Below are 24578 nucleotides of genomic sequence, written 5' to 3' on the forward strand. Positions count from 1 at the left end.
CTCACCGGCATAAATGATGTCGTTCGTCCCCGACCGTAGGAGAAGATCGAAATGAGCGACGAGAGCACCCCCACGCGTGAGGCGGCGGGCAAGGTCTGGCTGGTCACCGGCGCGTCGTCCGGGTTCGGCAGGGCCATCGTCGAGGCGGCCGTCACCGCGGGCGACACCGTGGTGGCCGCCGCCCGCAGGCCGGAGGCGCTGGACGAGCTGGTCGCCGCGCATCCGGGCCGCGTCGTCGCCGTCGAGCTGGACGTCACCGACACCGCCCGCGTCGCCGCCGTGGTCGCCGAGGTGGTCCTGTGGTACGGCCGCGTCGACGTCCTGGTGAACAACGCCGGGCGCGGTCTGATCGGCGCGGTCGAGGAGACGACCGACCGCGAGCTGCGCGACCTGATGGATCTGCACTTCTTCGGTCCGGCAGCGCTGACCCGGGCGGTGCTGCCGCACATGCGCCGTCAGGGTTCGGGGGCGATCGTCCAGTTGTCGAGCATGGGCGGCCGGTTCTCCTTCCCCGGGGTCTCCGCCTACTCGGCGACCAAGTTCGCGCTGGAGGGCCTGTCGTCGTCGCTCGCGGCCGAGGTCGCGCCGTTCGGGATCAAGGTGCTGATCGTCGAGCCCGGCGCCTTCCGTACCGGCTTCGCCGGGAATGGCGCGCTGCTGCAGTCGGCCCCGATCGCGGCGTACGACGACGTCGTCGGCCCCCTCCGCACCGGTCTGCCGGGCACGGACGGCCGTCAGCCGGGCGATCCGGCGAAGGCGGCCTCGGCGATCCTGGCCGCGCTCGACGCGGAGCGGACCCCGCTGCGCCTCGCTCTGGGCAACGACGCCGCGGACGGGATCTCGGCGGCACTCGACAGCGAGCGAGCCGAGTTCCTGGCCTGGGAGTCCGTCAGCCGGGGGACGGACTTCGACGAGGAGTCGTCCCTTCCCCGGCCGGCTTGACGATCGGCCACGCTCCTTCGCACACGGCTCAGCAGGCGGCGCTCACCGCCCGCTCCGCCGCCCCGCCGCACGCCATCACGATCGGCTACGTCGAGGACGGGTTTGCCGGCCATGGTCATCCGCCTCCTTTGCGGAGCTGTTCGAGCCGTTCTGCGAGGAAGCTCCAGGTCTTCCAGAACTCTTCGAGGTATTGCCGTCCCTGAGCGTTGAGGGAGTACACCTTGCGCGGTGGCCCCTTCTCGGACGGGACCTTCTCCACGTCGACCAGGCCGCGCTGCTCGATCCTGACCAGCAGCGCGTAGATGGTGCCCTCGGCGATGTCGGAGAAGCCCTGATCCCGCAGCCATGCCGTGATCTCGTAGCCGTAGGCGGGCCGGCCGGAAAGGATCGCCAGGACGATGCCCTCCAGCGTTCCCTTGAGCATCTCGGTCATCTGCTTGCCCATGGAACACCCCCTTCCAGCTACTCGGTGCTGCTTACTACTGGTATACAGTAACGCTGACTACCGAGTCCGGCGACCCGTTCGCCACGTCGCTACCGGCCTTCGGCTGACAGCGCCTCGGCCGCCAGCGGGCCCGTCCGGTGCGGTACGACCGTGGAGAGCGTGACCACCGTGGTGCTGCGCCGTACTCCGGGTATGGCCAGCATCCGGTCGATGACCTGCTGGAGGTGTTCGTGGTCGCGGCCGGCGACCCGGCACCACACGTCGCCGGGGCCCGTGACGATGTAGGCCTCCAGCAGCTCGGGGATGGCCTCCAGCGTCACCGAGATCCGCTCGCGGACGCTCTGGTCGACCTCCAGCGTGGTGAACGCCTGCACCGGGTGGCCGAGCGCCGGGGGTGACAGGTTGGGGCCGAAGTCGATGATCACACCGTCGGCGATCATGCGGTCGAGCCGGGCCTGCACGGTGCCGCGTGCCACCCCCAGCAGCCGGGCGATCTCCAGCAGGCCGCTGCGCGGCCGTTCGGCGAGCAGCTGGAGGACCCGCACGTCGAGTTCGTCGAGACTGCGGCGGCGCGTCGGCATATTCGTCACCTGAATCCCCTTTGAGCTGTCAGATCGACAGCATAAAGGGACCTCTGTTGTCAGATCCGCTCCAGTCGCCGAGACTTCGGATCTCATGGAGCATCGGCATCCCTTCATCCCCTATCGGCCACAGCGTCACGAGCCCGGTGAGATGGTCCGGCGCGGCGAGGAGTTCTATCGCATCGTGGATCGGCGGCGCAGCGTGCGCGCGTTCAGCCCCGACCCCGTGCCGTACGAGTGCGTCGCGTGGGCCGTGCGCGCCGCCAACACCGCGCCGTCGGGCGCCCACCAGCAGCCGTGGAGGTTCGTGGTGATCGGCGACCCCGCGATCAAGCGGCGGGTGCGCGAGGCGGCCGAGGTGGAGGAGCGCCAGAACTACGAGGGCGGCCGGCTGCCGCAGGAGTGGCGCACGGCCTTGGCGCCGCTGGAGACGACCTCGGACAAGGGCTACCTCGAAGTGGCGCCCTGGCTGGTGGTGTGCTTCGCCGAGAAGTTCGGGCTGCACGGCGACGGCGGAAGGAGCAGGCACTACTACGTCAACGAGAGCGTCGGCATCGCCTGCGGGCTCTTCGTCACCGCCCTCCATGTCATGGGGCTGTGCACGCTCACCCACACCCCCAACCCGATGGCCTTCCTCAGTGAGATCTGCGAGCGCCCCGCCAACGAGCGGCCGTACATCCTCTTCCCGGTGGGGTACGCCGCCCCGGACGCCGAGGTGCCCGACCTGTCCAGGAAACCGCTGACCGAAGCCCTGGTCCGCCTGCCCTGAGAACGGGTCCGAACTCTGGCGGAGGACGGGCGCGGGAACCGCAGGCGCGGCGCCTACCTCACGCGCGAGGCCGGGCGTCGGCGCCGGACGGCTCAAGGTCGAGGCCGGGATCGTCGAGCGGAGGCCGCGTTCGGGCGGGTGAGCGGCGGGACAGCAGGCATCCGGTCAGCGCGGTGGCGAGGCCGGCCAGCCCGGCCGTCACGAAGCCGCTCCCTGGCACGGAGACATCGATCGCCACCCCGACGATCGGGGTTCCGAGCGCGAAACCCACGCTCCCCGCCGAAGATTGCAGACCTGTCGCCTCGCCGCGGACGCCGGCCGGCGCCAGCCGGCTCACCGTGTCGGCCACCGTGGAAAGAGTCGGCGCGGCGAGCAGCCCGGCACCGGCACAGGCCACGCACAACCAGGGCCAATCGTGGGCCAGTCCGGCGGGAACGGTCGCCAGCCCGAGCAGACCGAGCAGCAGCCACGTGGGCAGCGGCCGCGGGATCGCGCCGTACACCAGGCCGCCGACGATGGAGGCCACGCCGTACACCGCCACGACCACGGCGGCCCAGGACACCTCGCCGGCTTCCTGGAGGGTGGCGACGATGGCCAGGTCGGTACCGCCGAGCAGCATCGTGGTGCCGAACGCCATCACCAGAACGGCGATCATGCCCCGGCCCAGCCACTCCCGGCGAGGGGGACGGGGGACCGTGTCGGCATCCGCCTCGCCCTCGGCACGCACCGGCGGGTTGAGCAAGGCGATCCCCGCTCCACCCGCCACGATCGCCGCGCCGACGCCCCATGCCACCACGCCCGGGGACGACTTCGCCGCGCAGAGGATCACGATCGGCGGGCCCACCATGTACGACAGCTCGCCCTGCACCGATTCCAGCGCGAACGCGGCCCGGCGCTGTCCCGCCGCCGTCATCGCGGCGATCGCCTGCCTGGTCACCAGCGGGGCCGGCACCATCAGCAGACCCGCCACGAAGGCGGCGCCCAGCAGGATCGTGTACGGCAGGATCGGCACGCTCAGCCAGAACACGAGCTGTAGTGCGACGGTCAGCAGCAGCACGGCACGCAGGCCCCGCCGGTCCATCATGCGGCCGAGCAGCGGCCCGCCCAGCGCCGTCCCCGCGGTCAGAGCCGCCGCGACACCGCCCGCTGCCGCGTAGCTCATGTCCAGGCCCAGCACGACATACATCGTCAGCGCCGTCATGTCGGCCGTGATCGCGACACGGGCCAGCAGCGAGACGCCCAGCAGCGACGCCATCCCTGGCAAGGCGAGCACCTGTCGGTATCCGGTCACCTGCGCGACGCTAGATCATCCGTCGCGTCATAGGAAGCGGTTGATTTATTGGGGGTGACATAATGAATGCTTATGGCCCGAGATCTTGAGATCGCGTTGCTGCGGTCGTTCGTCACGGCCGTGCGGGCGGGCAGCATCAGCCGCGCCGCGACCGCGCTCGGACACACCCAGCCGGCGCTCAGCCAGCAGCTGCGCAAGCTCGAGAGCACCGTCGGCCGCCCGCTGCTGCACCGGTCGCCGTCCGGCGTCTCGCTGACCCGGGCGGGTGAGGAGCTCCTGCCGTACGCCGAACGCATTCTCTCGCTCTCCGCGCAGGCCCTCACCGAAACCGGGGGCGCGCTGACCGGCCACTGCGGCGTCGGGTTGCTCGAAGACCTCGCCGCGTCCCGGCTTCCGCAGGCCCTCGCCGACCTCGCCCGGCTGCACCCCGGCGCGACGCTGGAGGTGCTCAGCCTTTCCAACGCCGCGATGCGGGAGGCCTACGACGCGGGCCGGGTCCAACTCGTGCTCGACGCGGTGCCGGACCTGCCCAGGCCGCCGCGCTGGACGGCACGCCGCCCGCTGGTCTGGGCGATCGGCCAAGGCATGGACGTGGCCGCCGATCCGCTGCCGGTGGTGCTGTTCTCGAACCCGTGCTCCTGGCGGACGGCAGTGCTGGAAACGCTGGAACGGACCGATCGGTGCTGGCGGGTGGCGTTCGAGAGCAACAGCCTGGTCGGTGTGCTCGCCGCGGTACGGGCCGGGCTCGGCGCCGCGGCGCTCATGCCCGCCAACCTCGAACCGGTCATGGCCTGCCACGACGCGGACGCCCTGCCCGCCCTGCCGGACGTCGAACTCGGTCTCTCACGGCACCCGCGAACCGAAGGTGATCCGCTGATCGATGCCGTGGAGACCGCGCTACGACGCATGATCTGAGACCACCGCATCGACTGACACCCGCCGCCGCGCCGCACCGGCTTCACCTGCCGGTGCGGCCCCGTGCCGTCCCGAAGCCGTCCGCACCGTCCATCCGGGCCGTCCAGAGCACCTCCCACACCCAGCGTCGGTCACGCGTGCCGAGTAGAACTCGGTGTCGTAGAACCGCGACCGGACGCCCTGGACCTTGCTCGTGATCGCCGGGACGATCTCGGTTCTGAAGACGTCCATTCGTTGCTCGACCGACAGAGCTCGTTCCCGAGCGCCGCACATTAAGCTACAGTTGTAAGAAAACTTACACCTGTAGCCGTTCGATATGCTGGAAGACGTGGCCACCACCAGACACAGCACCACCCCACCGAGTGACCGGCGCGTACGCCGCACCCGATCCGCCCTGGCACGCGCACTGATCCAACTCGTGGAAGAACAGGACCTGCCCCGCATCAGCGTCTCCGACGTCGCCGAAAGCGCCGGAGTCAGCCGCTCGGCCTTCTACGACCACTACCGCGACGTCCACGAACTGGCCGAAGACGCCTGCACCGCCATGATCGACCACCTGATCGAATCCCTGCCCGCCCCCACCTACGGCTCCCCCGACCTGGCCCGGCAGGCGACCGAGTCACTCACGGCCTTCTTCGCCAGCCTCGCCGAACACGCAGGCCTGTACCGCGCACTCCTGGGCCCCCAAGGCAGCGCACGCGTCACCGACCACATCCGCGGTCGCTTCACCGACGTCATCCTCAACCATCTCGACCACGCCGACACCGACGGTCCCTCCCGGCCCGTCCCCCACGACATCACCGCCGCCTTCACCGCCGGCGCCCTCATCGGCGTGGCCACCCACTGGCTGCACCACCAAGGCCGGCGAACCGCCGCCCAAATGGCCGCGCAGACCTGGCCCCTCCTCAGCGCCTACTACCACCTCGACACCCACGACGACGCGGGATTGTTCACCGGGGGCGTTCCTCGAAGGCCTCGATGACAAAGGCCGCAAAACGCCGGGAAGCCGCAACCCGGGCGTCGCTGGAGGCGGCGTGGATCCCCTTGTTGGCCATGAGCATCAGGATGAGATCGTCCAGCACGAAGTCGGCACGCAACCGTCCCGCCGCTTTGGCCCGCCGGGCCAGCTCGGCGACCGCCCTGACCGTGTGCTCACGGTCGGCGGGGACCTCGGCGGCCTGCGGGTAGGCCGACAGGTACGCCTCGGTCAAGCCCCTGTCCCGTGCGTGCAACTCGCAGATCTTCTCGATCACCAGGCACAGGCCGTGCCACGGGTCAGGTGCGGCGCATCCCTCGTCGACGATGGCGCGGCACGCGCGCAGCCGGTCGGTGAAGGCAGCGGTGACAAGGTCCTGCCTGGTGGGGAAGCGGCGGTACAACGTGGCGACCCCCACCCCGGCGCGCCGGGCGATCTTCCGTGTGGGCACGTTCAGGCCCTCGGCGGAGAACAACGCCCTGGCCGCGCTGAGGATGCGCTCGCGGTTGTCCAGCGCGTCGGCGCGCAGAGCCTGAGGCATTCCGGTGGTCATCACTCTCACTTCGCCCGATCGGCCACTCGTGTCCGTTTACCGTTACGAGCCTAGAGCCCCGCGGGGCCGCGGGCGTGTGCCGCAGCACGAGCCCCGGCCGGCGGAACGCGGCTGTGGCGCGGCGCCGGCCGATGGCCGGGAAGAGGAACGCGCCGTTCGATCACTCTGAGGACGTGGAGGCGACGTGAAGGCAATCATGATCAAGGCGTACGGGGGGCCTGAAGGTTTGGCGCTCGTCGATCTGCCCGCACCGGCACCCGCCGCGGGACAGGTGCTGATCTCCACCGAGGCCGTGGGTGTGGGTGGCGTGGACACCATGATCCGCAGTGGTGCGTTGGCCGCCTACGGCTATACGGAAGGACATGTCCCGGGCGGCGAAGTGGCCGGTGTCGTCACCGCGGTCGGCGAGGACGTCGAGGCCTCCTGGGTCGGCCGGCGGGTTTGGGGAGCCACTGGCACGGGCGGCGGATACGCGGAACAAGCCGTCGTCCCAGTCCAGGAGATCGTCGCTCTGCCCGCCGATCTGTCCGCCGTCGAGGCGGTCACGCTCGGCAGCGCGGGCGTCGTGGCGCACTTCGGGCTCGCGCACGCCCGGTTCGCGCCCGGCGAATCGGTCCTGGCACGCGGCGCGGCCGGAAGCCTCGGCATCATGACGGTCCAGCTGGCGGCCCGCGGCGGCGCCGCAGCGGTCGCCGTCACCACGTCCTCGCCCGAGCGCGGTGAGCGGCTGCGGCGCCTGGGTGCGACGCACGTGCTGGACCGCCTGGGCGACGGCCCAGCGGACGCCCCCTCGGGCTACGACGTCATCATCGACGTCGCGGCCGGCCCGGACATGCCGGCGTTCTTCGACCGGCTGGAGCCGAACGGGCGCCTGGTCGCTGTCGGCGCCGTCGCCGGCCGGCCGCCGGCCACCTTCGGCGCCGAGCTGATGGCCGCGTTCCAGCGATCACTGTCCTTCGCCACCTTCAGCGCGGCCACCGTCCCCCAGGCCGAACGGCGTGCCGTACGCGGTGAGCACTTCGCGGCCGCCGTCCGCGGCGACCTGAAGGCAGTGGTCCACGAGGTCCTCCCTCTGGACCGAGCCGCGCTGGCGCACCACAAGATGGAGGCCGGTGAAGTCTTCGGAAGGATCGTGCTGACCCCGTAGTCCAGGGCCGGCAGAACCGGCCGCCACTACCGTCCGACTACGTCGGCACGCCGGCCGAGACCGAGACCGGCCGGGCTCCGGCAGGCTGACGGCCCAGTTCCCGTACCGGTCTGATCAGCAGCAGCGCGGCCACCACGCCGACGGTCACCGTCGCTGAGCCCAGCAGGAAGGTCCGCGGCTCGACCAGCAGGGCGGCCGGTCCGGCCAGCGCCTGGCCGACCGCCATGCCCGCGACCGAGCCGGCCACCTGGTAGGCCGAGACCCGGTTGAGGACGTCCGATGCGACCTGCGTCTGGACGCTGGTCGACCACATCACCGACCAGAACGCCCACGCGCACCCCCCGAGCATGTGCCCGGCCATCAGCACCGGCAGCGGCGACCCGAGGGCGACCGTCAGCGGCACCGCCACGTACCCGGACAATGCCACCGCTCCCGCCGCCAGCGGCCGGCGCGGCCGGAGCCGGATCGCGACCAGCCCGCCGACCACCGTGCCCAGGCCGAGCGCCGCCATCACCCAGCCGTAGTCGGCCCCGATGACCTGCGACGACAGCGGCACGTACGGCCCGACCACCAGAACCCCCCAGAACACCCAGACCAGGATGACCGACCACATCCAGCTCCTGGCCTTGAACTCGTGCCACCCTCGGCGCAGATCGCTCAGCACGTTCGACGGCTCCGGCTTGGGTACGGCGACGCGGACCAGCAGCAGGCACACCGCGCTGACCAGGAACGTTCCCGCGTCCGACGCGTAGACGATGACCGGACCGGCCGCCAGCACCAGGATCCCGGCCAGCGCCGGCCCGGCCAGCTGGGTGATCGCTTCGGCGATCTTCAGGGTGGCGTTGGCCCGCTGCGGGTCCCGGGCGACGAGCGGTACCATCCCGTTCACCCCGGGCTCGAACATCCCGGCCGCCGCGCCGGACAAGAACGCCGTCACCAGCAACAGGGCGTACGGCGGAGCGCCGTCGAGGAAGGCGAACGCCACCGCGCCCTGGGTGAAGATCCGCACCACATCGGCGCCGATCATCACGGTCCGGGCGCCCAAACGGTCGGCGAAGACCCCGCCGAAGAGGATGAACAGGACAGCGGAAGCGGTCCAGACGGCCAGCGCGTAGCCGACTCCCGCGATGCCGTACACCCGGCCGATCGCGAGTGCGGTGGCGACGGGCATCATGGCGTCGCCGAGCAGCGAGATCGTCCGGGCGCTGAAGTAGAGGGTGAAGTTCCTCGTCCACATGAGCAACAATTCTGGGTATTGCGAGATCAGAGCACTGGTGTCCCAGATGACATCATTAGGTACATTTGCGCCATGCGCTCAGCTCCACCCCTGGCCAAGCTCCCGGTGTGCCCCCCACCGCCTCCCCCGCCCAACCCGCACCGCGTGGTCGCCCTGGTCGGCGCGAACCAGGAGCTCTACCCGGTCACCGCGGCGTCGGCGGTCTTCGGCTACCAGGGTCACGAGATCCCGCAGCACTACAGCTTCCGCCTCTGCGCCGAACGCCCCGGCCCGCTCGCCACCACCCTCGGCGCCCCCATCCACGTCGAACACGGTCTCGACGCCCTCGACACCGCCGACACCGTCGTCATCGCCAGCTGGACGGTCGCCCCCACGCCCGCCGTCCTCGACGCCGTCGCCGGAGTCCACGCCAGAGGCGGCCGGATCGTCGCCGTCTGCGCCGGGATCTACATCCCCGCCGCCCTCGGCCTGCTCGACGGCCGCCGCGCCTCGGTCCACTGGGAACTCATCGCCGACCTGGCCGCGCGCCACCCCCGCATCCTCCCCGACGACACCGTCATCTACGTGGACCACGGCGACGTCGCCACCGCCGGAGCCTCGGCCGCCACCCTCGACCTCTGCCTCCACCAGGTCCTCCAGGAGCACGGCGCGTCCCACGCCATGCGCATCGGCCGCCAGCTCGCCGCCGGACCGTACCGCGAAGGCTGCCAGCGTCAGTACCCTCCTCTCCCGACGACCGGCCCCATGCCGGACTCATTGGCCGGCTTGCTGGAATGGCTGCTCGCCAACCTGGCCGAGCCCATCACCGTCGAGGACATGGCCGCCTTCTCCGGCGTCTCCCGCCGCACCCTCACCCGCCAGTTCGCCGACCAGCTCGGCGTCCCCCCAGCCCGCTGGCTGCTGGAACGCCGCCTGGCCGCCACCCGCGCGCTGCTGGAGGACACCGACCTGCCGGTCGAGACCATCGCCACCCGCGTCGGTCTCTCCTCGGCGGTCAATCTGCGCCGCCGCTTCCACACCGCCCTCAACACCACCCCGGCCGCCTACCGCCGCGCCTTCCGCTGATATCGGCTCCAACGTGGCCGGTACGGCGCCGGCGATGGCTCCTATGGCCGGGCGCGCCGATCACTCTCCCGGCTCCGTGAAATCGCGGATCAGCTTGACGAGCTCCTCAGGCCGCTCGGCACGCGCAACGTGCCCGCTGTCCAGCTCGGCATAGGAGATGCCCGGGATGGCCGCGTGGATCTCGTGCGAGTGGTGGACGGGGATCAGCGCGTCCCTGGCACAGCCGATCACCAGCGTAGGCGCCTGGATCTTGGGCAGCAGGTGCCGGATCTCCGCCGGCCCGTCGACCGACGGAGTAGATTGCCCCATTGTTTGGTGCGCCACCCCTGGTGAAGACAATTTGGGTGAGGAGATCGACATGACGCTTGATGGCCGGCGAGTACTGGTGATGGGCGGCAGCTCGGGCATCGGCGAGGCGAGCGCAGCGCTGTTCGCGCAGCAGGGAGCCGAGGTCGTGATCACCGGCCGGGACGAGGGGCGTCTGGCCGAGACCGCCGCCCGGATCGGCGGCAAGGTCGCCTTCCGGCAGGTGGACGGCACCTCCGACGAGGCGGTCAGGGACTTCTTCGCCCAGGAGGGCGCCTACGACCACCTGGTGCTGGCGTTGAGCGGCGGCTCGGGCGCGGGCCCGTTCGCCACCTTGGACCTGGAGCAGTTGCGCGGCGGGTTCGAGGGCAAGTTCTGGGTCCACGTGCGCATCCTGCAGGCCGCCCTGCCCCGGCTGCGCGAGCACGGCTCGGCCACCCTGATCACCGCCAGCTCCGCGCGGGCGGCCCTGCCCGGCACGGCGGGCCTGGCCGCGATCAACGGGGCACTGGAGGCGATGATCCGGCCGCTGGCCACCGAACTGGCGCCCCTGCGGGTCAACGCCGTCTCCCCCGGCATCATCGCCACGCCCTGGTGGGACAAGGTGCCCGCGCAGCAGCGGGAGGCGATGTTCGCCGAACACGCCGCCGCGCTGCCGGTCGGCCGGGTCGGCCAGGCCGAGGACGTGGCCCAGGCCGTGCTGCTCGCCGCCACCAACGCGTTCATGACCGGCCAGGTGATCGAGGTCAACGGTGGCCTGAGCCTGGCCACCGGACGCTGATCCATGCCGGAAGAAGAAGGGCCGGACGGGTACATCAGCCCGGCCCGGCTGCAGGCCTTCAGCGACGGCGTCATCGCGATCGCCACCACGTTGCTGATCATCGAGGTCAAGGCCCCGTCCGCCGGGGAACCGGTGTGGCAGGCGCTGCGCGACGAGTGGCCCGCCCTGGCGGCGTACCTGGTGACCTTCCTGATCATCGGCACCGCGTGGATCCACCACCACAACCTCTTCCACCAGGTACGGCGGGTGGACCGCACGCTCCTGTTCCTCAACCTCGGCATGCTGGCCACGATCAGCTTCCTGCCGCTGCCGACGGCCACCTTGGGCAACCACCTGCTCGGACAGGACGCGGGCGCGGCGGCCCTGTTCTACGCGGTGTCGATGGCGCTGACCTCGGCGTGGTTCACGCTGCTGTGGCACCATCTGTGCCGCCGCCCGGCCCTGCTGCACCCGAGAGCACAGGCGATCGCGGCCGGACGGCGCAGGCAGTCCCTGGTGGGGCCGGTCGGGTACGCGGTGGCCGCGCTGGTCGCCCCGGTCAGCGCCATCGGCTCGCTGGCGGTCGCGGCGGCGCTGGTGGTGTATTTCATCGCCGGACGCCGCGCTCCCACGGCCCGGACCCAGTTGGAAGGACAGGAGCAGGTCACCGACTAGGTCACCGGCCCGGCCCTGGGGAACGACACGTGCTCCTGGACGGGCGCGGGCGGGAGCCTCCGACGGAGGTCACCCCGCCCGCGGCCGACCACGGGCAGGACCCGGGACGACCGTCCCGCTGGTCAGTTGGCCATGCCGGCGAACTGGCCGGGCTGGTAGGAGCCGCCCGGGTTGCGCACGATCACGTTGAGCCTGTTGTTGGCGTTGATGACGGCGATCAGGGAGACCAGCGCGGCGATCTGGTCGTCGTCGTAGTGCTCGCGCACCTTCGCCCACGTCTCGTCCGACACGCCGGGGTGGGCGTCGGCGATCCGGGTGCCCTCCTCGGTGAGCGCCAGCGCCGCGCGCTCGGCGTCGGTGAACACCGTCGACTCGCGCCAGGCGGCGACCAGGTTCAGCCGGGTGGAGTCCTCTCCGGCGGCGGTGGCGTCCTTGGTGTGGTAGTCGACGCAGAAGCCGCAGCCGTTGATCTGGCTGGCGCGCAGCATCACCAGGTTCTGGGTGGCCTCGGGCAGCGACGACTGGACGATCGCCAGGGCGACGTTGTACATGCGCTTGGCGATCTTGGCGCCGAGCTGGTTGGCCATCAGGTCGAAACGGGGTTCCATGACGTGCTCCTCAGTGTACGAAGGGAGATGTCGGCCGTTGGGGAGTCATCCGAGGTGACCGGGCCGGCAGTCACCGCCGCGCCGGCCGACGATGACGCCCCTCCGGTTGGTGGCATTGCTGTCGTGGCCGGTCGTACAAGAGATGCCGGCGCCCCGATCCCTGTGACAGCCGAGGTGGGTGACGCGCGTCACATGGCGGGGCGAGGGCTCGGCGCCAGGGCTCGCACTCGGAACGTATGGTGTTCTGACCAGCTGTTTTGGGCGCCCACCTGACGGGGGCGGGGCGTCGGTCGCGGGCATCGGGGTACGGGCGGCTCGGCGGCACCGAGCATGGCGGTGTGGGTGATGGTGACGAGGGACACCGGCACGCGGAGGCGGATACACGGCCTCCCAGCGGAAAGAACGAGTTTCGTCGGGCGCCGACGGGAGATCGCCCAGATCAAGCGGATGCTGTCGGCCTCACCCATGCTGACGCTGACCGGTCCGGGTGGCGTGGGCAAGACGAGACTGGCCTCACGAGCCGCGGCGACTCTGGGAGGCGCGTTCCCGGACGGAGTGTGGATGGTCGACCTCGCCGCGCTGCGCAGCCGGGAACTCCTGGCACCGGCGATGGTCGAGGCGCTCGGCGTCCACGACCACACTGCCCGGCCACCGCTGGAAGTGCTCACCGGCCACCTGAAGGACAAGCGGGTGCTGGTGATCCTCGACAACTGCGAGCACATGGTGGACGAGTGCGCCGTCGTCGCGGGGGCGGCCCTGCGGTCGGCGCCGGATCTGCGGATCATCGCGACCAGCCGCCAGTCGCTACGGGTCCCCGGTGAGCAACTGCTGGAAGTGCCGCCCCTCGCATTGCCGGATCGCGCGCGGCCGGCTGGACTGCTCGCCCGGTCCGACGCGTTGCGGCTGTTCGCGGAGCGGGCCGAAGCCGCCGCGCCCGGTTTCGCCGTCACGGAGGCCAACGGCGACGCGGTGGTCGAGATCTGCCGCCGACTCGACGGGATCCCGCTTGCCATCGAACTGGCGGCAGCACAGCTACGGACACTTTCGCTCGATCGGCTGCTCGCTCAGTCGGAGGACCGGTTCGGGCTGCTCCCCGGTCCGGGAGCCCTGCCGCCTCATCATCGGACGCTGCGCGCGCTGATCGACTGGAGCCACGGGCTGTGCACGGACGAGGAGCGGCTGCTGTGGGCCCGTTTGTCGATCTTCGCGGGAGACCTTGACCTGGAGGCGGCGGAGACCGTGTGCGCCGGTGACGGGCTCGCCCGCGAGGACATCGTCGACCTGCTGAGCAGCCTGGTCGACAAATCGATCCTGATCCCCAAGCACGATCGCGCTGTCGTCCGGTATCGCCTCCTCGAGACGATCCGCGACCATGGGCGGGAGAAGCTGGAGGAGTCCGGGCAGGCGGCGATGCTGCGCCGGCGACATCGAGATCACTACCGCCGGTTGGCGAGCGAGACCCGGGCGCGGATCTCGAGCCCGGAACAGATGTCCTGGCTCGCACTCCTGGACGCCGACCACACGAACCTGCGGCTCGCCCTGGAGTACTGCTACACCGAGCCGGGGCAGACGCGGATCGGCCTGGCCATGGCCGCCGACCTGATGTACCACTGGATCAATGGCGTCTACCTGGGGGAAGGCCGCGCCTGGCTCGAACGGGGACTGGCGATCGAGACCGAGCCCAGCGACGTGCGAGCCCACGCGTTGTGGACCGACGGCATCCTGGCCATCATCCAGGCCGACATCCCCTCCGCCGAGGCGACGCTGCGGGAATGCCGGGCTCTGGCGAACGGACATCAGGACTCGATGGCCCTCGCCTATGTCACCTTGGGCGAGGGGCTGCTGGCGTTGGGACGAGGGGATGCGGTCTCCGCGATCGCCCTCCTTGAGGACACGGTGAGCCGTTTCCGCGCCTTGGACGACCCGCTGGGGGTCGTCGAGGCGCTCATCCGTCTCTGCGTCGCCTATTGCTCCACGGGAGAACACGCGCTCGCCATCTCCATCGGGCAGGAGGCGCTGGCGATATGCGACCGGCATGGCCAGCGCTGGCACAAGGCGTACATGTCGGCCGTACTCGGCATCGCGGTCTGCCAGCAGGGGGACATGCGGCACGCGGCCGCACTCGTGTCGGAGGCTCTGCGGTTCAACCGCTCATTGCACGATCAGCGGGGCGTGGGCCTCGACCTGGAGATACTCGCCTGGATCGCCACGGCGCAAGGCCGGTTCCAGCGCGCGGCCCGGCTGTACGGGATCCTCGATACGCTCTGGGCAAGGATCGGCGGGCCTCCGTTGTCCGGGTACCTTCATTTCGCCGCGTACGGTGAAGAGTCGAAATCCCGGGCACGGCATGCCCTCGGCGAGTCGGCGTTCCACGCGGAGTTCGTCATGGGCACCGAACTGGATTACGACGAGGCACTCGCGTACGCCCTGGACGAGCGATCGGCCGGCACCGGTTCATCGGCCGGGCACGACCGGCTACCACCGCTCACGGCGCGGGAGACGCAGATCGCCCGGCTGATCGCCCAGGGACTGAGCAACAAGGAGATCGCGATGTCCCTGGTGATCGCCCAGCGCACCGCCGAAGGCCACGTCGAGCACATCCTCGACAAGCTCGGGTTCGACTCTCGTACCCGGATCGCGGTCTGGGTCAGCGAACATGATCCGGCACGAGCCTAGCCGCGAACGCCTGACCTGCGGAACAGGTGTCCGGTGGCACGCGCGGCGCCGAGCCGGGCCGTTCCGGGATGTGCGGCGGTGGCGATCACAGCTTCACCGTGTCCTCCTCCAACGGAATGTTTTCCTTCGGCTCACGTGGTGAGGCGGTCGCGGAGGAAGTCGAGGATCTCCGTCCGCGCGGCCTCGGCCTGCGGCGCCACGCCCGGCAAGGTGAGGAACGCGTGCGGCGCCTCGGGGTACTCGGTGAGCCGCGCGGGCGTACCGGCTGCCTGCAGCGCTGCGGCGTAGCGGCGGCCGTGGTCGGCCACCGGGTCGTGGGTCGGCACCACCACCAGCGCCGGGGCCAGCCCGTTCAGGTCATCGGCGTACAGCGGCGAGAGCGCGCGAGGATCGGTACCCGGTGGAACGGCGAGCCGCTGGACCAGCCGCAACTGTGGCACGGCAAGGGTCGGGGTGCTGGCGTGCCGCGTTACCGAGGCGTGGTCGAGCATCGTCTCGGTCACATCGGCGACGGGGTTGACCAGCACCTGCGCCCGCAGGCGCAGGCCGGCCCCTCTGGCCCGGATCGCCGCCAGAGCGCTGATCAACGCGCCACAGCTCTCGCCGAAGACGGCCGTGCGAGCCGGGTCGATGCCCCACTGCGCGGCGTGCCGCACCACGTGGTGGAGCACGTCCCAGCCGTCGTCGGCGGCCGCCGACAGCGGAGTCTCCTGGTCGAGGAGGCGGTGCTCGACCGAGACGACGACCGCCGGCAGCCGGGCGGCGAGGTGGCTGTTGGCCCAGTCGCACTGCACCGCCGTGCCCACGAAGCCGCCTCCGTGCACGTGGAGCACGAGTGGCAGGCCGGAGCCCGTGTCGCCGGGCCCGGGCTCCGGCCGGTACACCCGGACCGGCAGCTCGCGGCCTGGCAGCGCCACCTGCTGCCAGGCGGTGGCGGCGCCGGGATCGGGATCCCCGAGGATCGCCCGCGCCGCGCCGGACGCCCGCCAGTGGTTCTCCGCCTCGCGGTAGGCGACCAATTCCTCGTGCGTGATCGCCGACCAGTCCGGCTGCGGCGGCCGCTTCGTAGCAGTGGCCTCGCTCATGTCGCCTTGCTCCCTCCCCCGGCCGGATGCCGGGTGTGTCGTCGTGGTCGTGCGCGCCAAACGTCGCGCAGGTCGTCCGGTGAGGGCGAGAGCCCTGGGGTCCGGCCCTCGGCCAGCACACGTCCTTATTATGCACGCGGTGCGTGCAACAGCAAGTGCATGGTCTATGCTGGGCCCGGAGGAGAGGGGCGAGATGGCAGGCCGAAGGCGCTGGTCGACCGAGGAGATCCTGGATGCGGCGGCGGAGCTGCTGCGCACGGGCGACGCCGAGTCGTTCAGCGTGCGCAAGCTCGCCGCGACGCTGGGGACCGACTCCTCCAGCCTCTACCGGCACTTCCGCAACAAGACCGAACTGTTGCGCGCGGTCGCCGACCGGATCCTCATGGCCGCCATGGACGATTACCGGCCCGAGGGCGACTGGAAGCAGCGCATCACCGCCACGGCTCTGCGCCTGAGAGAGGCCTTCGGTCAGCAACCCCAGCTCGCCCTGATCTGGGGACGCTACGCGTCAGGCGGCACCGGTTCCCGGCTGGTCATGGAAGAGCTGCTGCAGGCCCTGCAGGCATCGGGCCTGCCCGACGAGGAGATCCCGGCGCGCTACCACCGGGTCGTGATCCTCCTCGCCGCGTTGATCGCCTCCGAGGCCGGGATCAGCACCCTCACCCCCGAAGAGTACGAACAGGGCGTGGAGCTGTTCCGCGTCGCGGTCCTGGGCGCCGACCCCGAACGCTTCCCCGCCCTGGCCCACTTCGCCCGCGACGTCCGCCCTCTCGGGGCGGACCGCCGCGCCGCGTTCGAGGACATCCTCGCCGCCCAACTCACCCAGATCGAGGCCGGAATCTCCTGACACGCCCTCCCGGCCGCGCCGTGCCCGGTCGACTGCACCGCGACCGGGCGTCCCGCCTCCGCCGCGAACCGTACGGCGGCGGCCACGTCATCGGCGTCGGCGGCGACCACGATCACCGCGGGCCGATGCTCGACCGTCAGCAGCCAGCCGGAGCAGGCCTCCTCGAAGCCCTCGTCACCGGGGTGAAGCGTGCGCCCCCGGATCTACGTTCCCAGGCCCGCCTCGGTCCCGTCTCCCGTGGGGGTCTGGAGCGCGTCCACCGTGAAGTTCGTATCCGGCATGTCAGTTGTCCGCCTCGCCGAACGGCGACTCCTCGAGCGCGCACCCGATCCGGAAGACCGCCGGCGCAACATCGTCACCATCACCGCGGCGGGCCGGACGCGACTCACCCACCTCGACCGGCTCATCGCCGCCGCCCAGGACGAGTTCCTCGCCCCGCTGCCCGCCGCCGACCGGCGGAACCTGATCGATCTGCTCACCCGCCTCGCCGATCACCACGGCGACAAGCACAACTGACGGCGCCGTTCGGCGACCGGGAGCACGCCGACCCCTCAGGGCCACCACGCGGCGGCGACGTCCGGCCGGGCAGGTGCCATCAAGACCGCCCGGCGTGAAATCGAACCCGCATGCGTCCGCACTAGCGGACCACCTGAGGGCGAAACGGCATCTCAGTAACACGTACCGCCCAGGTTTACCGGCCGCTACCGCACCAGGTGGACATGGATCCCACTCGGGGTTGATTACACGTGACCACCCACCCCCCTATTTTTTTATGACGGAGCCGGATCGCACGTCAGCCGCTCAGAGGGGGTGATCCGGCACGTGCGCCAACGTCCGTGAAATCGATCTGTCTTCTCATTCGAAAACGAACCGGCCACGTCACTGAAGCAGAACAGCGCCGGCGATCGGCGTTCTGTATTCCTGGACCGTGAACCCACCGGTCCGGGCCAATGGGAATCGCCGCGGCCAGGTCACCCGTGGCCCCCGACTCATCGCGAAAGGCAGGTATCCATGCGTCTCGCAAGCGTCTCTCTCACCCTCGCCCTCGCCGCAACCGCCTCCGGTTCGGCCCTGGCGACGGCCGCACCGGCCCTCGCGGCGGCACGGACGACGGTCTCCGCCCAACCGGCATCGGCCGCGCACAGCGAGGTCTCGACCCACGCGAGCACAGCGGCAAGGGCCAGCTGGCACACCCAACGGCACGAGGTGTTGGGCCCGGGCAAGCTTCTGGACACCTCGACCTGGTCGCGGCCCTCGGGCGTCCGGGTGATGCAGGTCAAGGCCCGCTGCTGGGGCAATAACTCGCAGATCAAGGTCGACCTCTGGTTCCTGCGCCGCTGGGGCGCCGGCGAGAAGATCGCCAAGTCCGGCAAGTGGGCCTGCAACGGCAATTACGGCATCGTCCGCATCCGCAACGCCGGGCACTCGACGTACTGGGCGGACTTCTCCCTTAGCAAGAAACACACCGTCGAGTACTGGGTGCAGTACTACAAGTAATCCGCTACCGATATTCCAGGCGAGGTCGGGGCCTGATCGGAAACGAATTCACGACACAGCCGGGATGATCAGGATTTCGCTGATCTCCTCGCCGGGTTCGGCCGCGTGGGCCTCGGCCATGGCCTGACCATGAGCCGAAAGGCGTCGAAGCGCTCAACAGATCCTCAACACCGTCTCAACACTCCCCTCTCTACGTTGACCCTGCCATCTCCATTCCGACAGGGGAGAACAAGATGAGCACAGTACGGTCCGAGCTGAAGGTCGCCGCCGTCGCAGCCGCCGCGGCGGCCTGTCTGCTCACCGGGAGCACCCAGGCGAGCGCCGACTCGGCGCACGCCCACCAGGGCCCGGCGGTCGCGCATTCCTACACCCTCAAGGGGGGAGACGCCGGCGTGCGTCAGGCGACCGCGACCTTCGAAGCCGCCGCGTCCGCGTGCCAGGTCCGCCTGTACCGGCCGGAGGTACGGCCCCGGCAGATCGCGGCGACCGTCTGGGCGCCCGGCTGCAAGCAGTGGATCCGCGTCGAACTCCAGCGCAAGCGCTGGAACGGCTGGGAGACCCTCAAGAAGATCGAGTTCTATGGTGCCGGACCCAAGACCCTGTACAAAGGCTGCAAGAAGGGCTCTACCTTCACCTACCGGCTCATCGGGGGCACCTTTGCGGCCGGTTCCACGGCAGGCCCCTCACGGCGAGGCACCTGCTAGCACCGGCCGCGTGCGCCGGATCGGCGCAGTGATCGACCCGTCGCGATTCCACTGACGCGCAGCCGCCGCGCCTGCCGGCCTGGGCCCGGTCCCCCTCCGGCAGTTCCGCGACGAACTCGTGCGCCGATCACCCGTGCCGCCCCCTCGATCTCCACGGGGGGGCGGCACGGGCGTGATGATCCTCCCCGGCGGAATCTCCGGGTACAGCCGGGGCAGGACCGCCACGCCGTCGACGTAGGAGAACTCGGCCCCCTGCGCGATGTCCTGACCGGAGGTGTTCCGGTCACCATGGCACTCTCGCTCCCCCACGGTCGGCGGCCGTCACCCGCCGCGGGCACGGATGTCCGCGGTCGCGTGTCCGTGCTCGATCATGTCGAGGAGATCGGCTGTCGAGCGGACGTCCCCGAAGGACCGGTAGATGGTGTGCAGTGTGGCATTGTGCTCCTGGTCGCCTCGCGCCGCGTTGGCGTCCGCCACCATGATCACCCTGAATCCGAGCGTGGCGGCATCGCGAGCCGAGGACTCACAGCACACGTTGCTGACGGTTCCGGTGATCAGGACGGTGTCGACCTCCCGCTCGTCCAGCACCGCCGGAAGGTGGCAGCGGCCGGGGAAGAAGGCGCTGGGCGCGAGCTTCTCCACCAGTACGTCATCAGGGTGCACCGCCAACTCGGGCCAGAGGCGCTGGGGCAGCGGGCCCGTCCCGCCGGAGCGGCGGTAGATCTCGGCCGTTTCCGGGCCGAAGAACTCATCGAGTACCGGCGTGCGTTCCCCTGCGCCGGGCAGGACCCAGGCGACCGTCCCGCCCGCCGCGCGCAAAGCTCCGGCGATGCTGTTGATGTTGGGCACGATGCCCCTGCAATAGGGGTTGGCGGACACGAAGAACGGCACCATGTCCACGACCACCAGCGCCACGCGGGCCGGGACCACTTCCTCGAACGCGAACCGGCGGCCGCGGCGCGCCTCGTGCCGGGCGTACTCCCGGGGGTCGATCGCCACTGGTGCCGCCGCACCTCGATATCCGGCCGCAAGGCTCCCTCCATCCGTCGTCCACCACGGGCGGCCTGCGCCTGCCGGTCCAGAGCCGCGTCCGCGCAGGTGGCGCCGGCACCGGTGCCGTTACGCACCCACCCGACCGGCGGTGAATCGGGGGGCGCGGACCGCTGCCTGTGCACCGTCGGCTCCAGCACTCCCGCTCACTCTGACCACGCCCATCCTGTCGACCGTTTAGCACACGACGGGCGGCGAGGGAAGGGACTTGATCTCCTTTGTCGGCTCATGATAGGTATCTGATCATGCTTATTTGCGGCAAAGGTGACTGAAAGTCAAATTCGCCGTTCTCTCGATGCTTGATACACGTAGTGGGCTTCCGAAAGGACGTACGGACTCCATCCCGATCGACGCGCGATATGAGCCCGACCCATCAAAAGGCCGGGGTGGAGAAGCGAAGCCCTCCGTATCCAGGCATGAACGCGGACGTCGTCATGCCGCCGTTTCAGGAGCACTCAGGTTGGAGATCGCCCCGATGCCGGTCGCGGCCGCCCCCCGTCGGGCCGAGATCGTTCCCATCCGCAGACTGCTGGCCCCCGTTCTGCGCGATCCGGTGAACATGCTGGCCGACCTCGGAAGACAAGCCTCCGGGAGGATCCTCCGCATCCGATTCAGCCCCTCGCCTCTCTACCTGTTCAGCCATCCGGACGACGTCCAGCACGTGCTGCGCGGCAACTGGACGAACTACCGGCGCACCGGCATGTTCTGGCGTCCCCTCCACCGCCTGCTCGGCGCGAGCGTCCTCAGCGACGGCCCGGCGTGGCAGGCCAGCCGGGACATCCTGCAGCCGCTGTTCACCGCCCGGCACATCGCCTCCCTGACTGAGCAGACGGCGGCGGCGATCGACGAGCGCGTCGCCGAGCTGGACGAATACGCCGCGTCGGGGCGTTCGTTCGACGCCGGCGAGGAAATGGCCGACGTCGTCAACGAGACCGTCATCAAAGTGCTGTTCGGCGGCAGGCTCTCCCGGGAGGACGGACGGCGCCTGTCCCCGGCGTACGACCGCGCCGCCCGGTCGATCGCCTTCCGGTTGCTCCTGCCGTTCGTCCCGTACTCGGTCAACCTGCCCGGCGACCGGACGTTCATGAACTCCGTCGAGGTGATCGACGAGGTGTTCCTTCCGATCGTCCGGCAGGCGCGGGCCGTTCCCGGCTCCGGCACCGACGTGGTGTCCGCGCTGTGCCGGGCCCGGAGGGACGACGGGCCGGCGGCGGAACGGCAGCTGCGGGACGACCTGGTCAGCATCTACGGCGCCGCGTCGGAGTCGACGGCCACGACCCTCACGTGGCTGTGGCCGGTGCTGGACGCCCACCCGCAGGTGGCGGCCCGGCTGCGGGCCGAAGTGGACGAGGTGGTCGGGACGGGACCGGTCCGCGCCGCCCACCTCCCGCGGCTGACGTACACCAAGATGGTCCTGCAGGAACTGCTGCGGGTGTATCCCGTCGGCTGGCTCTTCCCCCGCACGGCGGTGGAACACGACGTGGTCGGCGGAGTGCCCATCGAGGCGGGCGCCCAAGTGCTGATCACCCCGTACGCGACGCACCGGTTGGACGAATTCTGGGATCGCCCGCTGGAGTTCGACCCCGAGAGGTTCTCCACCGGCCGTCCGGAGCGCCACCACCGCTATGCCTACTTCCCCTTCGGGGGCGGACCGCACCAGTGCCTGGGCCAGCACCTGTTCTACATGGCCGCGCCGCTGGTGGTGGCCGCCATCCTGAGCCGGTACCGTCCGATGCTCGACGGGGGGCCCTGCACCCCTGCCCCGGCGGGCTCGCTCCGGCCGAAGGAGAAGGCCGAGCTGCGGCTCGTCCCGGTCCGGCGTGAGGAGGCCGGGGCGCGATGACGGCCGCCGTCCCGCAGTCGCCGCCGTCCGCCGCCGAGTGCGGCGCCATCAGCGCCCTCGCCGGGCGCTCCCAGCGTCAGATGCGCCAGTGGACGGCCGCCCATCCCGGGCTCTTCTCGGCCAAGCCGTTCGACGACGCCCTGTACAGCACCGTCTCCATGGCGATGGCCTTCAGCGGCCCGTGGTACACCGCCGAGCAGCTGAGCATGGCCAACAAGGCGTGCCTGTGGACGTTCGCGCTGGACTGGCTGGTCGACTACGTCTGCGCCTCGCCGGCCGAGGTGAACGCCCTGCTCCCCCGCTGCCTGGCCGTGGGCGACGGGGCCGAACCGGGCGCCGGTGACGACCTGGCCCGCATGCTCGCCGAGATCCGCCAGGAGTTGGCCCGGGCCGAGGGCTTCCCCGCCCTCGGCCCGGTCTGGCGCGAGGAGCTCCAGCGGATGCTGGAAGCGATGACCAGGGAGTGGGAGTGGAAGAACTCCCAGGTCACGCCGTCTCTCGAGGAGTACCTCGCCAACGCCGACAACCATGCCTTCGTCTTCGTCCTCACCTGCCACTGGATCCACACCGGCGGCCCTGACGCCGGCACGGCCGTCGGGCAGGTGCGCCGGGCGGCGCGTGCCGTCCAGCGCGTGATGCGCCTGCTGAACGACCTGAGCTCCTACAACCGGGACCGGCGCTGGGGCGACGTTAACGCGCTGCTGCTCGGGGTGCCGCTGGACGATGTGACCCAGACGGTCGCGGCCCTGACGGCGGAGGCGCGAAAGCTCCTCGGCGAGCTGCGAGTCCACCAGGCGCCGCTGGCCGACTACATGGAACGGCAAATGGACTTCTGCGCGGGTTTCTACCAGATCGGCGAGTTCTGGGGCCGGCTGTGAGCGCCCTGGCGGCCGAGGCGGGCGCGCTCGTGGCCGGCCTCCTCGCGCGGCCCTGGGGGCAGGCCTCGCCGTCGGTCTACGAGACCGCACGGCTGGTCGGCCTGGCCCCATGGCTCACCGGGCACGCCGAACGCCTCCGCTTCCTCGCGGCGTCCCAGGGCCCGGACGGCCGTTGGGGACCGCACCGCGACTACAGCCTGGTACCTACGCTCAGCGCCACCGAGGCCATGCTCGGCGAACTCGGACGCGGAACCGCCGACGCGCGGGTGACGGCGGCCGCCGACCGAGGCCTGGAGGCGCTGTACCGGTGGGCCGGCGAGGCGTTCGCCGGGCCCCGGCCCGACATGCCCGCCGTCGAGCTGATCGTCCCGTATCTGATCGGCGCGATCAACGAGCACCTGCGGCACATGGCCGGCTCGTCGGCGCGCCGCCTGCCGCGGTGGGAGGCCGCCGCACCGCTCCCTCTGCCGGACGGCATGGACCACGTCCGGCTGGAGGCCGTTCGCCACCGGCTGCGCGAGGGTGCCCCCGTCCCACCGAAACTGCTGCACGCGCTGGAAGTGGGCGGCGAGGCCGCCCGAGGCGCGTCAGGGGTGAGGCCGGCCTCCATCGGGACGGTCGGAGCCTCACCCGCGGCCACGGCCGCCTGGCTGGGCTCCCCGGCGTGCGCGGCGCCGGGGAGCCCGGAACTCCGGCACCTGGAGGCCGTCGCCCGAGCGGTCGGCGGCCCGGTGCCGTGCGGTGTGCCGATCACGGTGTTCGAGCGCGGATGGGTGCTGAGCTGGCTGCTCCGCGCGGGGATCACGGTGGACGTTCCCGGCGAGGTCGTCACGAGCCTGGCCGGCGCCCACGCCCCCGGAGGCGTGCCGGCCGGGGCCGGGCTGCCGGCCGACGCCGACACCACCTCGGTCGCGCTGTACGCGCTGGCGCTGCTCGGCGACCGCCGGGAGCCCGAGAGCCTGTGGGCGTACCACTCGGGGCCGCACTTCCACACCTGGCAGGGCGAGCAGGGTGTCTCCACCAGCGTGAACGCGCACGTCCTCGACGCCTTCCAGGGGCACCTCGCGCGCCGCCCGGGCGCCGCGTCCCGGTACGGGCATGCGATCCGGGAGACGGCCTGCTGGCTGGTGGATCGGCAGCGTGAGGACGGCAGCTGGTCCGACCGCTGGCACGCCTCCCCCTACTACGCCACGATGTGCTGCGCTCTGGCGCTGGACGGTCACGAGGAGGGCGACGCCGCGCGCGCGGTCCGCCGGGCCGTCCGGTGGGTGCTCGCCGGCCAGCGTGGGGACGGCGGCTGGGGGCTGTGGCGGAGCACCGCGGAGGAGACGGCGTACGCCCTGCAGATCCTCCTGCTGCCCGGTGCCTCGCGTGAGGTGCCCGGCAGGCTGACCGCGGCCGCGCGGGGGCGTTCCTTCCTGCTGCAGGCGGCCGGGCAGGGCGACGATCCGCCGATGTGGCACGACAAGGACCTGTACGCGCCGACCGCGATCATCAGGGCGGCGGTCCTGGCGGCTCTGCACCTCACCGAGCGGGAGCCCGGCCTGGCGGACGATCAGGACGGCGTACGGCGGGCTCACGGGGGACGGCCGGTAGCGGACGTGCGGGTCGCGCGCGACCGACCGGTGGGCCAGGAACTTATAGAAGCGTCATAACGGACATATCTGACTGACACCTTTACGGAAACGACGGCATGCCGCGCTGGCCGCTTTTCCTTCCGTGCTAGGG

At 70.9% G+C, this 24578-nt stretch carries 26 protein-coding genes and 1 pseudogene; 16 read left to right on the forward strand and 11 right to left on the reverse strand.

The genetic code is table 11. The features are described from left to right. The first annotated feature begins 51 nt into the window (after positions 1–51). Positions 52–942: an oxidoreductase gene (locus KIK05_RS29945; protein WP_250563698.1), complete on the forward strand. Its 891-nt coding sequence runs from the start codon at positions 52–54 to the stop codon at positions 940–942. Positions 943–1057: 115 nt separating this feature from the next. On the opposite strand, the gene KIK05_RS29950 is transcribed toward KIK05_RS29945, so the two are convergent. After that, positions 1058–1387: a PadR family transcriptional regulator gene (locus KIK05_RS29950; protein WP_214414229.1), complete on the reverse strand. Its 330-nt coding sequence runs from the start codon at positions 1385–1387 to the stop codon at positions 1058–1060. Positions 1388–1476: 89 nt separating this feature from the next. Then, a complete protein-coding gene (locus tag KIK05_RS29955) occupies positions 1477–1968 on the reverse strand; it encodes an Lrp/AsnC family transcriptional regulator (protein WP_214414230.1) in 492 nt (163 codons plus the stop codon). A 94-nt stretch (positions 1969–2062) separates the two neighbouring features. On the opposite strand from KIK05_RS29955, the gene KIK05_RS29960 reads away from it, so the two are divergent. Further along, positions 2063–2737 (forward strand): nitroreductase family protein, encoded by a 675-nt coding sequence (locus KIK05_RS29960; RefSeq protein ID WP_214414231.1) that lies wholly within the window; start codon positions 2063–2065, stop codon positions 2735–2737. Positions 2738–2795: 58 nt separating this feature from the next. On the opposite strand, the gene KIK05_RS29965 is transcribed toward KIK05_RS29960, so the two are convergent. Further along, positions 2796–4028 (reverse strand): MFS transporter, encoded by a 1233-nt coding sequence (locus tag KIK05_RS29965; RefSeq protein ID WP_214414232.1) that lies wholly within the window; start codon positions 4026–4028, stop codon positions 2796–2798. A 72-nt stretch (positions 4029–4100) separates the two neighbouring features. Here KIK05_RS29965 and KIK05_RS29970 point away from each other — a divergent pair, with 72 nt between their 5' ends. Next, entirely contained in the window at positions 4101–4943 is an 843-nt protein-coding gene (locus KIK05_RS29970) for a LysR family transcriptional regulator (protein WP_250563699.1), read from the forward strand. Here KIK05_RS29970 and KIK05_RS49470 read toward each other — a convergent pair. Then, complete coding sequence (locus tag KIK05_RS49470; RefSeq protein ID WP_372455620.1) at positions 4926–5387, reverse strand: darcynin family protein; 462 nt, start codon at positions 5385–5387, stop codon at positions 4926–4928. The genes KIK05_RS29970 and KIK05_RS49470 overlap by 18 nt on opposite strands. Here KIK05_RS49470 and KIK05_RS29980 point away from each other — a divergent pair. Further along, on the forward strand, positions 5272–5925 hold the full coding sequence (locus KIK05_RS29980) for a TetR/AcrR family transcriptional regulator (RefSeq protein WP_214414235.1): 654 nt from the start codon (positions 5272–5274) through the stop codon (positions 5923–5925). The two genes, KIK05_RS49470 and KIK05_RS29980, sit on opposite strands and share 116 nt — an antisense overlap. Here the strand turns inward: KIK05_RS29980 and KIK05_RS29985 are convergent. Continuing rightward, complete coding sequence (locus tag KIK05_RS29985; RefSeq protein WP_250563700.1) at positions 5894–6472, reverse strand: TetR/AcrR family transcriptional regulator; 579 nt, start codon at positions 6470–6472, stop codon at positions 5894–5896. The two genes, KIK05_RS29980 and KIK05_RS29985, sit on opposite strands and share 32 nt — an antisense overlap. Positions 6473–6656: 184 nt before the next feature. Here KIK05_RS29985 and KIK05_RS29990 point away from each other — a divergent pair, with 184 nt between their 5' ends. Then, positions 6657–7619 carry a zinc-binding dehydrogenase gene (locus KIK05_RS29990; RefSeq protein WP_214414236.1) on the forward strand — a complete coding sequence of 321 codons (963 nt, stop codon included), beginning with the start codon at positions 6657–6659 and terminating at the stop codon, positions 7617–7619. A 37-nt stretch (positions 7620–7656) separates the two neighbouring features. Here the strand turns inward: KIK05_RS29990 and KIK05_RS29995 are convergent, their stop codons facing one another. Then, a complete protein-coding gene (locus KIK05_RS29995; protein WP_214414237.1) occupies positions 7657–8856 on the reverse strand; it encodes an MFS transporter in 1200 nt (399 codons plus the stop codon). Positions 8857–8928: 72 nt separating this feature from the next. On the opposite strand from KIK05_RS29995, the gene KIK05_RS30000 reads away from it, so the two are divergent. Further along, positions 8929–9921 (forward strand): GlxA family transcriptional regulator, encoded by a 993-nt coding sequence (locus KIK05_RS30000; RefSeq protein WP_214414238.1) that lies wholly within the window; start codon positions 8929–8931, stop codon positions 9919–9921. 60 nt (positions 9922–9981) lie between these two features. On the opposite strand, the gene KIK05_RS30005 is transcribed toward KIK05_RS30000, so the two are convergent. Next, entirely contained in the window at positions 9982–10230 is a 249-nt protein-coding gene (locus KIK05_RS30005) for an alpha/beta fold hydrolase (RefSeq protein WP_214414239.1), read from the reverse strand. Positions 10231–10279: 49 nt separating this feature from the next. Between KIK05_RS30005 and KIK05_RS30010 the strand changes: the two genes are divergently transcribed. Next, a complete protein-coding gene (locus KIK05_RS30010) occupies positions 10280–11008 on the forward strand; it encodes an SDR family oxidoreductase (protein ID WP_250563701.1) in 729 nt (242 codons plus the stop codon). A gap of 3 nt (positions 11009–11011) precedes the next feature. Beyond that, positions 11012–11662 (forward strand): TMEM175 family protein, encoded by a 651-nt coding sequence (locus KIK05_RS30015; RefSeq protein WP_214414240.1) that lies wholly within the window; start codon positions 11012–11014, stop codon positions 11660–11662. A gap of 122 nt (positions 11663–11784) precedes the next feature. Here KIK05_RS30015 and KIK05_RS30020 read toward each other — a convergent pair whose 3' ends face one another. Continuing rightward, positions 11785–12270 (reverse strand): carboxymuconolactone decarboxylase family protein, encoded by a 486-nt coding sequence (locus tag KIK05_RS30020; RefSeq protein WP_214414241.1) that lies wholly within the window; start codon positions 12268–12270, stop codon positions 11785–11787. A 345-nt stretch (positions 12271–12615) separates the two neighbouring features. Between KIK05_RS30020 and KIK05_RS30025 the strand changes: the two genes are divergently transcribed. Beyond that, the gene (locus KIK05_RS30025) at positions 12616–14946 is read left to right on the forward strand and encodes an ATP-binding protein (RefSeq protein WP_214414242.1); all 2331 of its coding nucleotides are present in this window, start codon (positions 12616–12618) and stop codon (positions 14944–14946) included. 131 nt (positions 14947–15077) lie between these two features. On the opposite strand, the gene KIK05_RS30030 is transcribed toward KIK05_RS30025, so the two are convergent. Beyond that, the gene (locus KIK05_RS30030; protein ID WP_214414243.1) at positions 15078–16031 is read right to left on the reverse strand and encodes an alpha/beta hydrolase; all 954 of its coding nucleotides are present in this window, start codon (positions 16029–16031) and stop codon (positions 15078–15080) included. Positions 16032–16224: 193 nt separating this feature from the next. On the opposite strand from KIK05_RS30030, the gene KIK05_RS30035 reads away from it, so the two are divergent. After that, positions 16225–16878, forward strand: a complete 654-nt coding sequence (locus KIK05_RS30035; protein ID WP_250563702.1) for a TetR/AcrR family transcriptional regulator — start codon at positions 16225–16227, stop codon at positions 16876–16878. 56 nt (positions 16879–16934) lie between these two features. Here the strand turns inward: KIK05_RS30035 and KIK05_RS49765 are convergent. Next, a pseudogene (locus tag KIK05_RS49765) lies at positions 16935–16994 on the reverse strand (hypothetical protein); the annotation flags it as partial. A gap of 163 nt (positions 16995–17157) precedes the next feature. On the opposite strand from KIK05_RS49765, the gene KIK05_RS30045 reads away from it, so the two are divergent. From KIK05_RS30045 to KIK05_RS30055, 3 genes are all read left to right on the forward strand, one after another. Then, positions 17158–17394 carry a MarR family winged helix-turn-helix transcriptional regulator gene (locus tag KIK05_RS30045; RefSeq protein ID WP_250563703.1) on the forward strand — a complete coding sequence of 79 codons (237 nt, stop codon included), beginning with the start codon at positions 17158–17160 and terminating at the stop codon, positions 17392–17394. Between the two features lie 495 nt (positions 17395–17889). After that, complete coding sequence (locus tag KIK05_RS30050; protein WP_214414245.1) at positions 17890–18375, forward strand: hypothetical protein; 486 nt, start codon at positions 17890–17892, stop codon at positions 18373–18375. A 233-nt stretch (positions 18376–18608) separates the two neighbouring features. Beyond that, complete coding sequence (locus KIK05_RS30055) at positions 18609–19079, forward strand: hypothetical protein (protein ID WP_214414246.1); 471 nt, start codon at positions 18609–18611, stop codon at positions 19077–19079. A gap of 321 nt (positions 19080–19400) precedes the next feature. Here the strand turns inward: KIK05_RS30055 and KIK05_RS30060 are convergent, their stop codons facing one another. Then, on the reverse strand, positions 19401–20078 hold the full coding sequence (locus KIK05_RS30060; protein ID WP_214414247.1) for a cysteine hydrolase family protein: 678 nt from the start codon (positions 20076–20078) through the stop codon (positions 19401–19403). A gap of 511 nt (positions 20079–20589) precedes the next feature. On the opposite strand from KIK05_RS30060, the gene KIK05_RS30065 reads away from it, so the two are divergent. From KIK05_RS30065 to KIK05_RS30075, 3 genes are read left to right on the forward strand one after another with little or no spacing between them, the layout of a single operon-like run. Then, positions 20590–21972, forward strand: a complete 1383-nt coding sequence (locus tag KIK05_RS30065; RefSeq protein ID WP_214414248.1) for a cytochrome P450 — start codon at positions 20590–20592, stop codon at positions 21970–21972. Then, on the forward strand, positions 21969–22850 hold the full coding sequence (locus tag KIK05_RS30070; protein ID WP_214414249.1) for a terpene synthase family protein: 882 nt from the start codon (positions 21969–21971) through the stop codon (positions 22848–22850). Before KIK05_RS30065 ends, KIK05_RS30070 begins: the two co-directional genes overlap by 4 nt. Beyond that, positions 22847–24505, forward strand: coding sequence for a terpene cyclase/mutase family protein (locus tag KIK05_RS30075; RefSeq protein ID WP_308250175.1), 1659 nt, complete (start codon positions 22847–22849; stop codon positions 24503–24505). Before KIK05_RS30070 ends, KIK05_RS30075 begins: the two co-directional genes overlap by 4 nt. Positions 24506–24578: the final 73 nt, after the last annotated feature.

It is taken from the genome of Sphaerisporangium fuscum (assembly GCF_018531465.1).
Lineage (GTDB): Bacteria > Actinomycetota > Actinomycetes > Streptosporangiales > Streptosporangiaceae > Sphaerisporangium > Sphaerisporangium fuscum.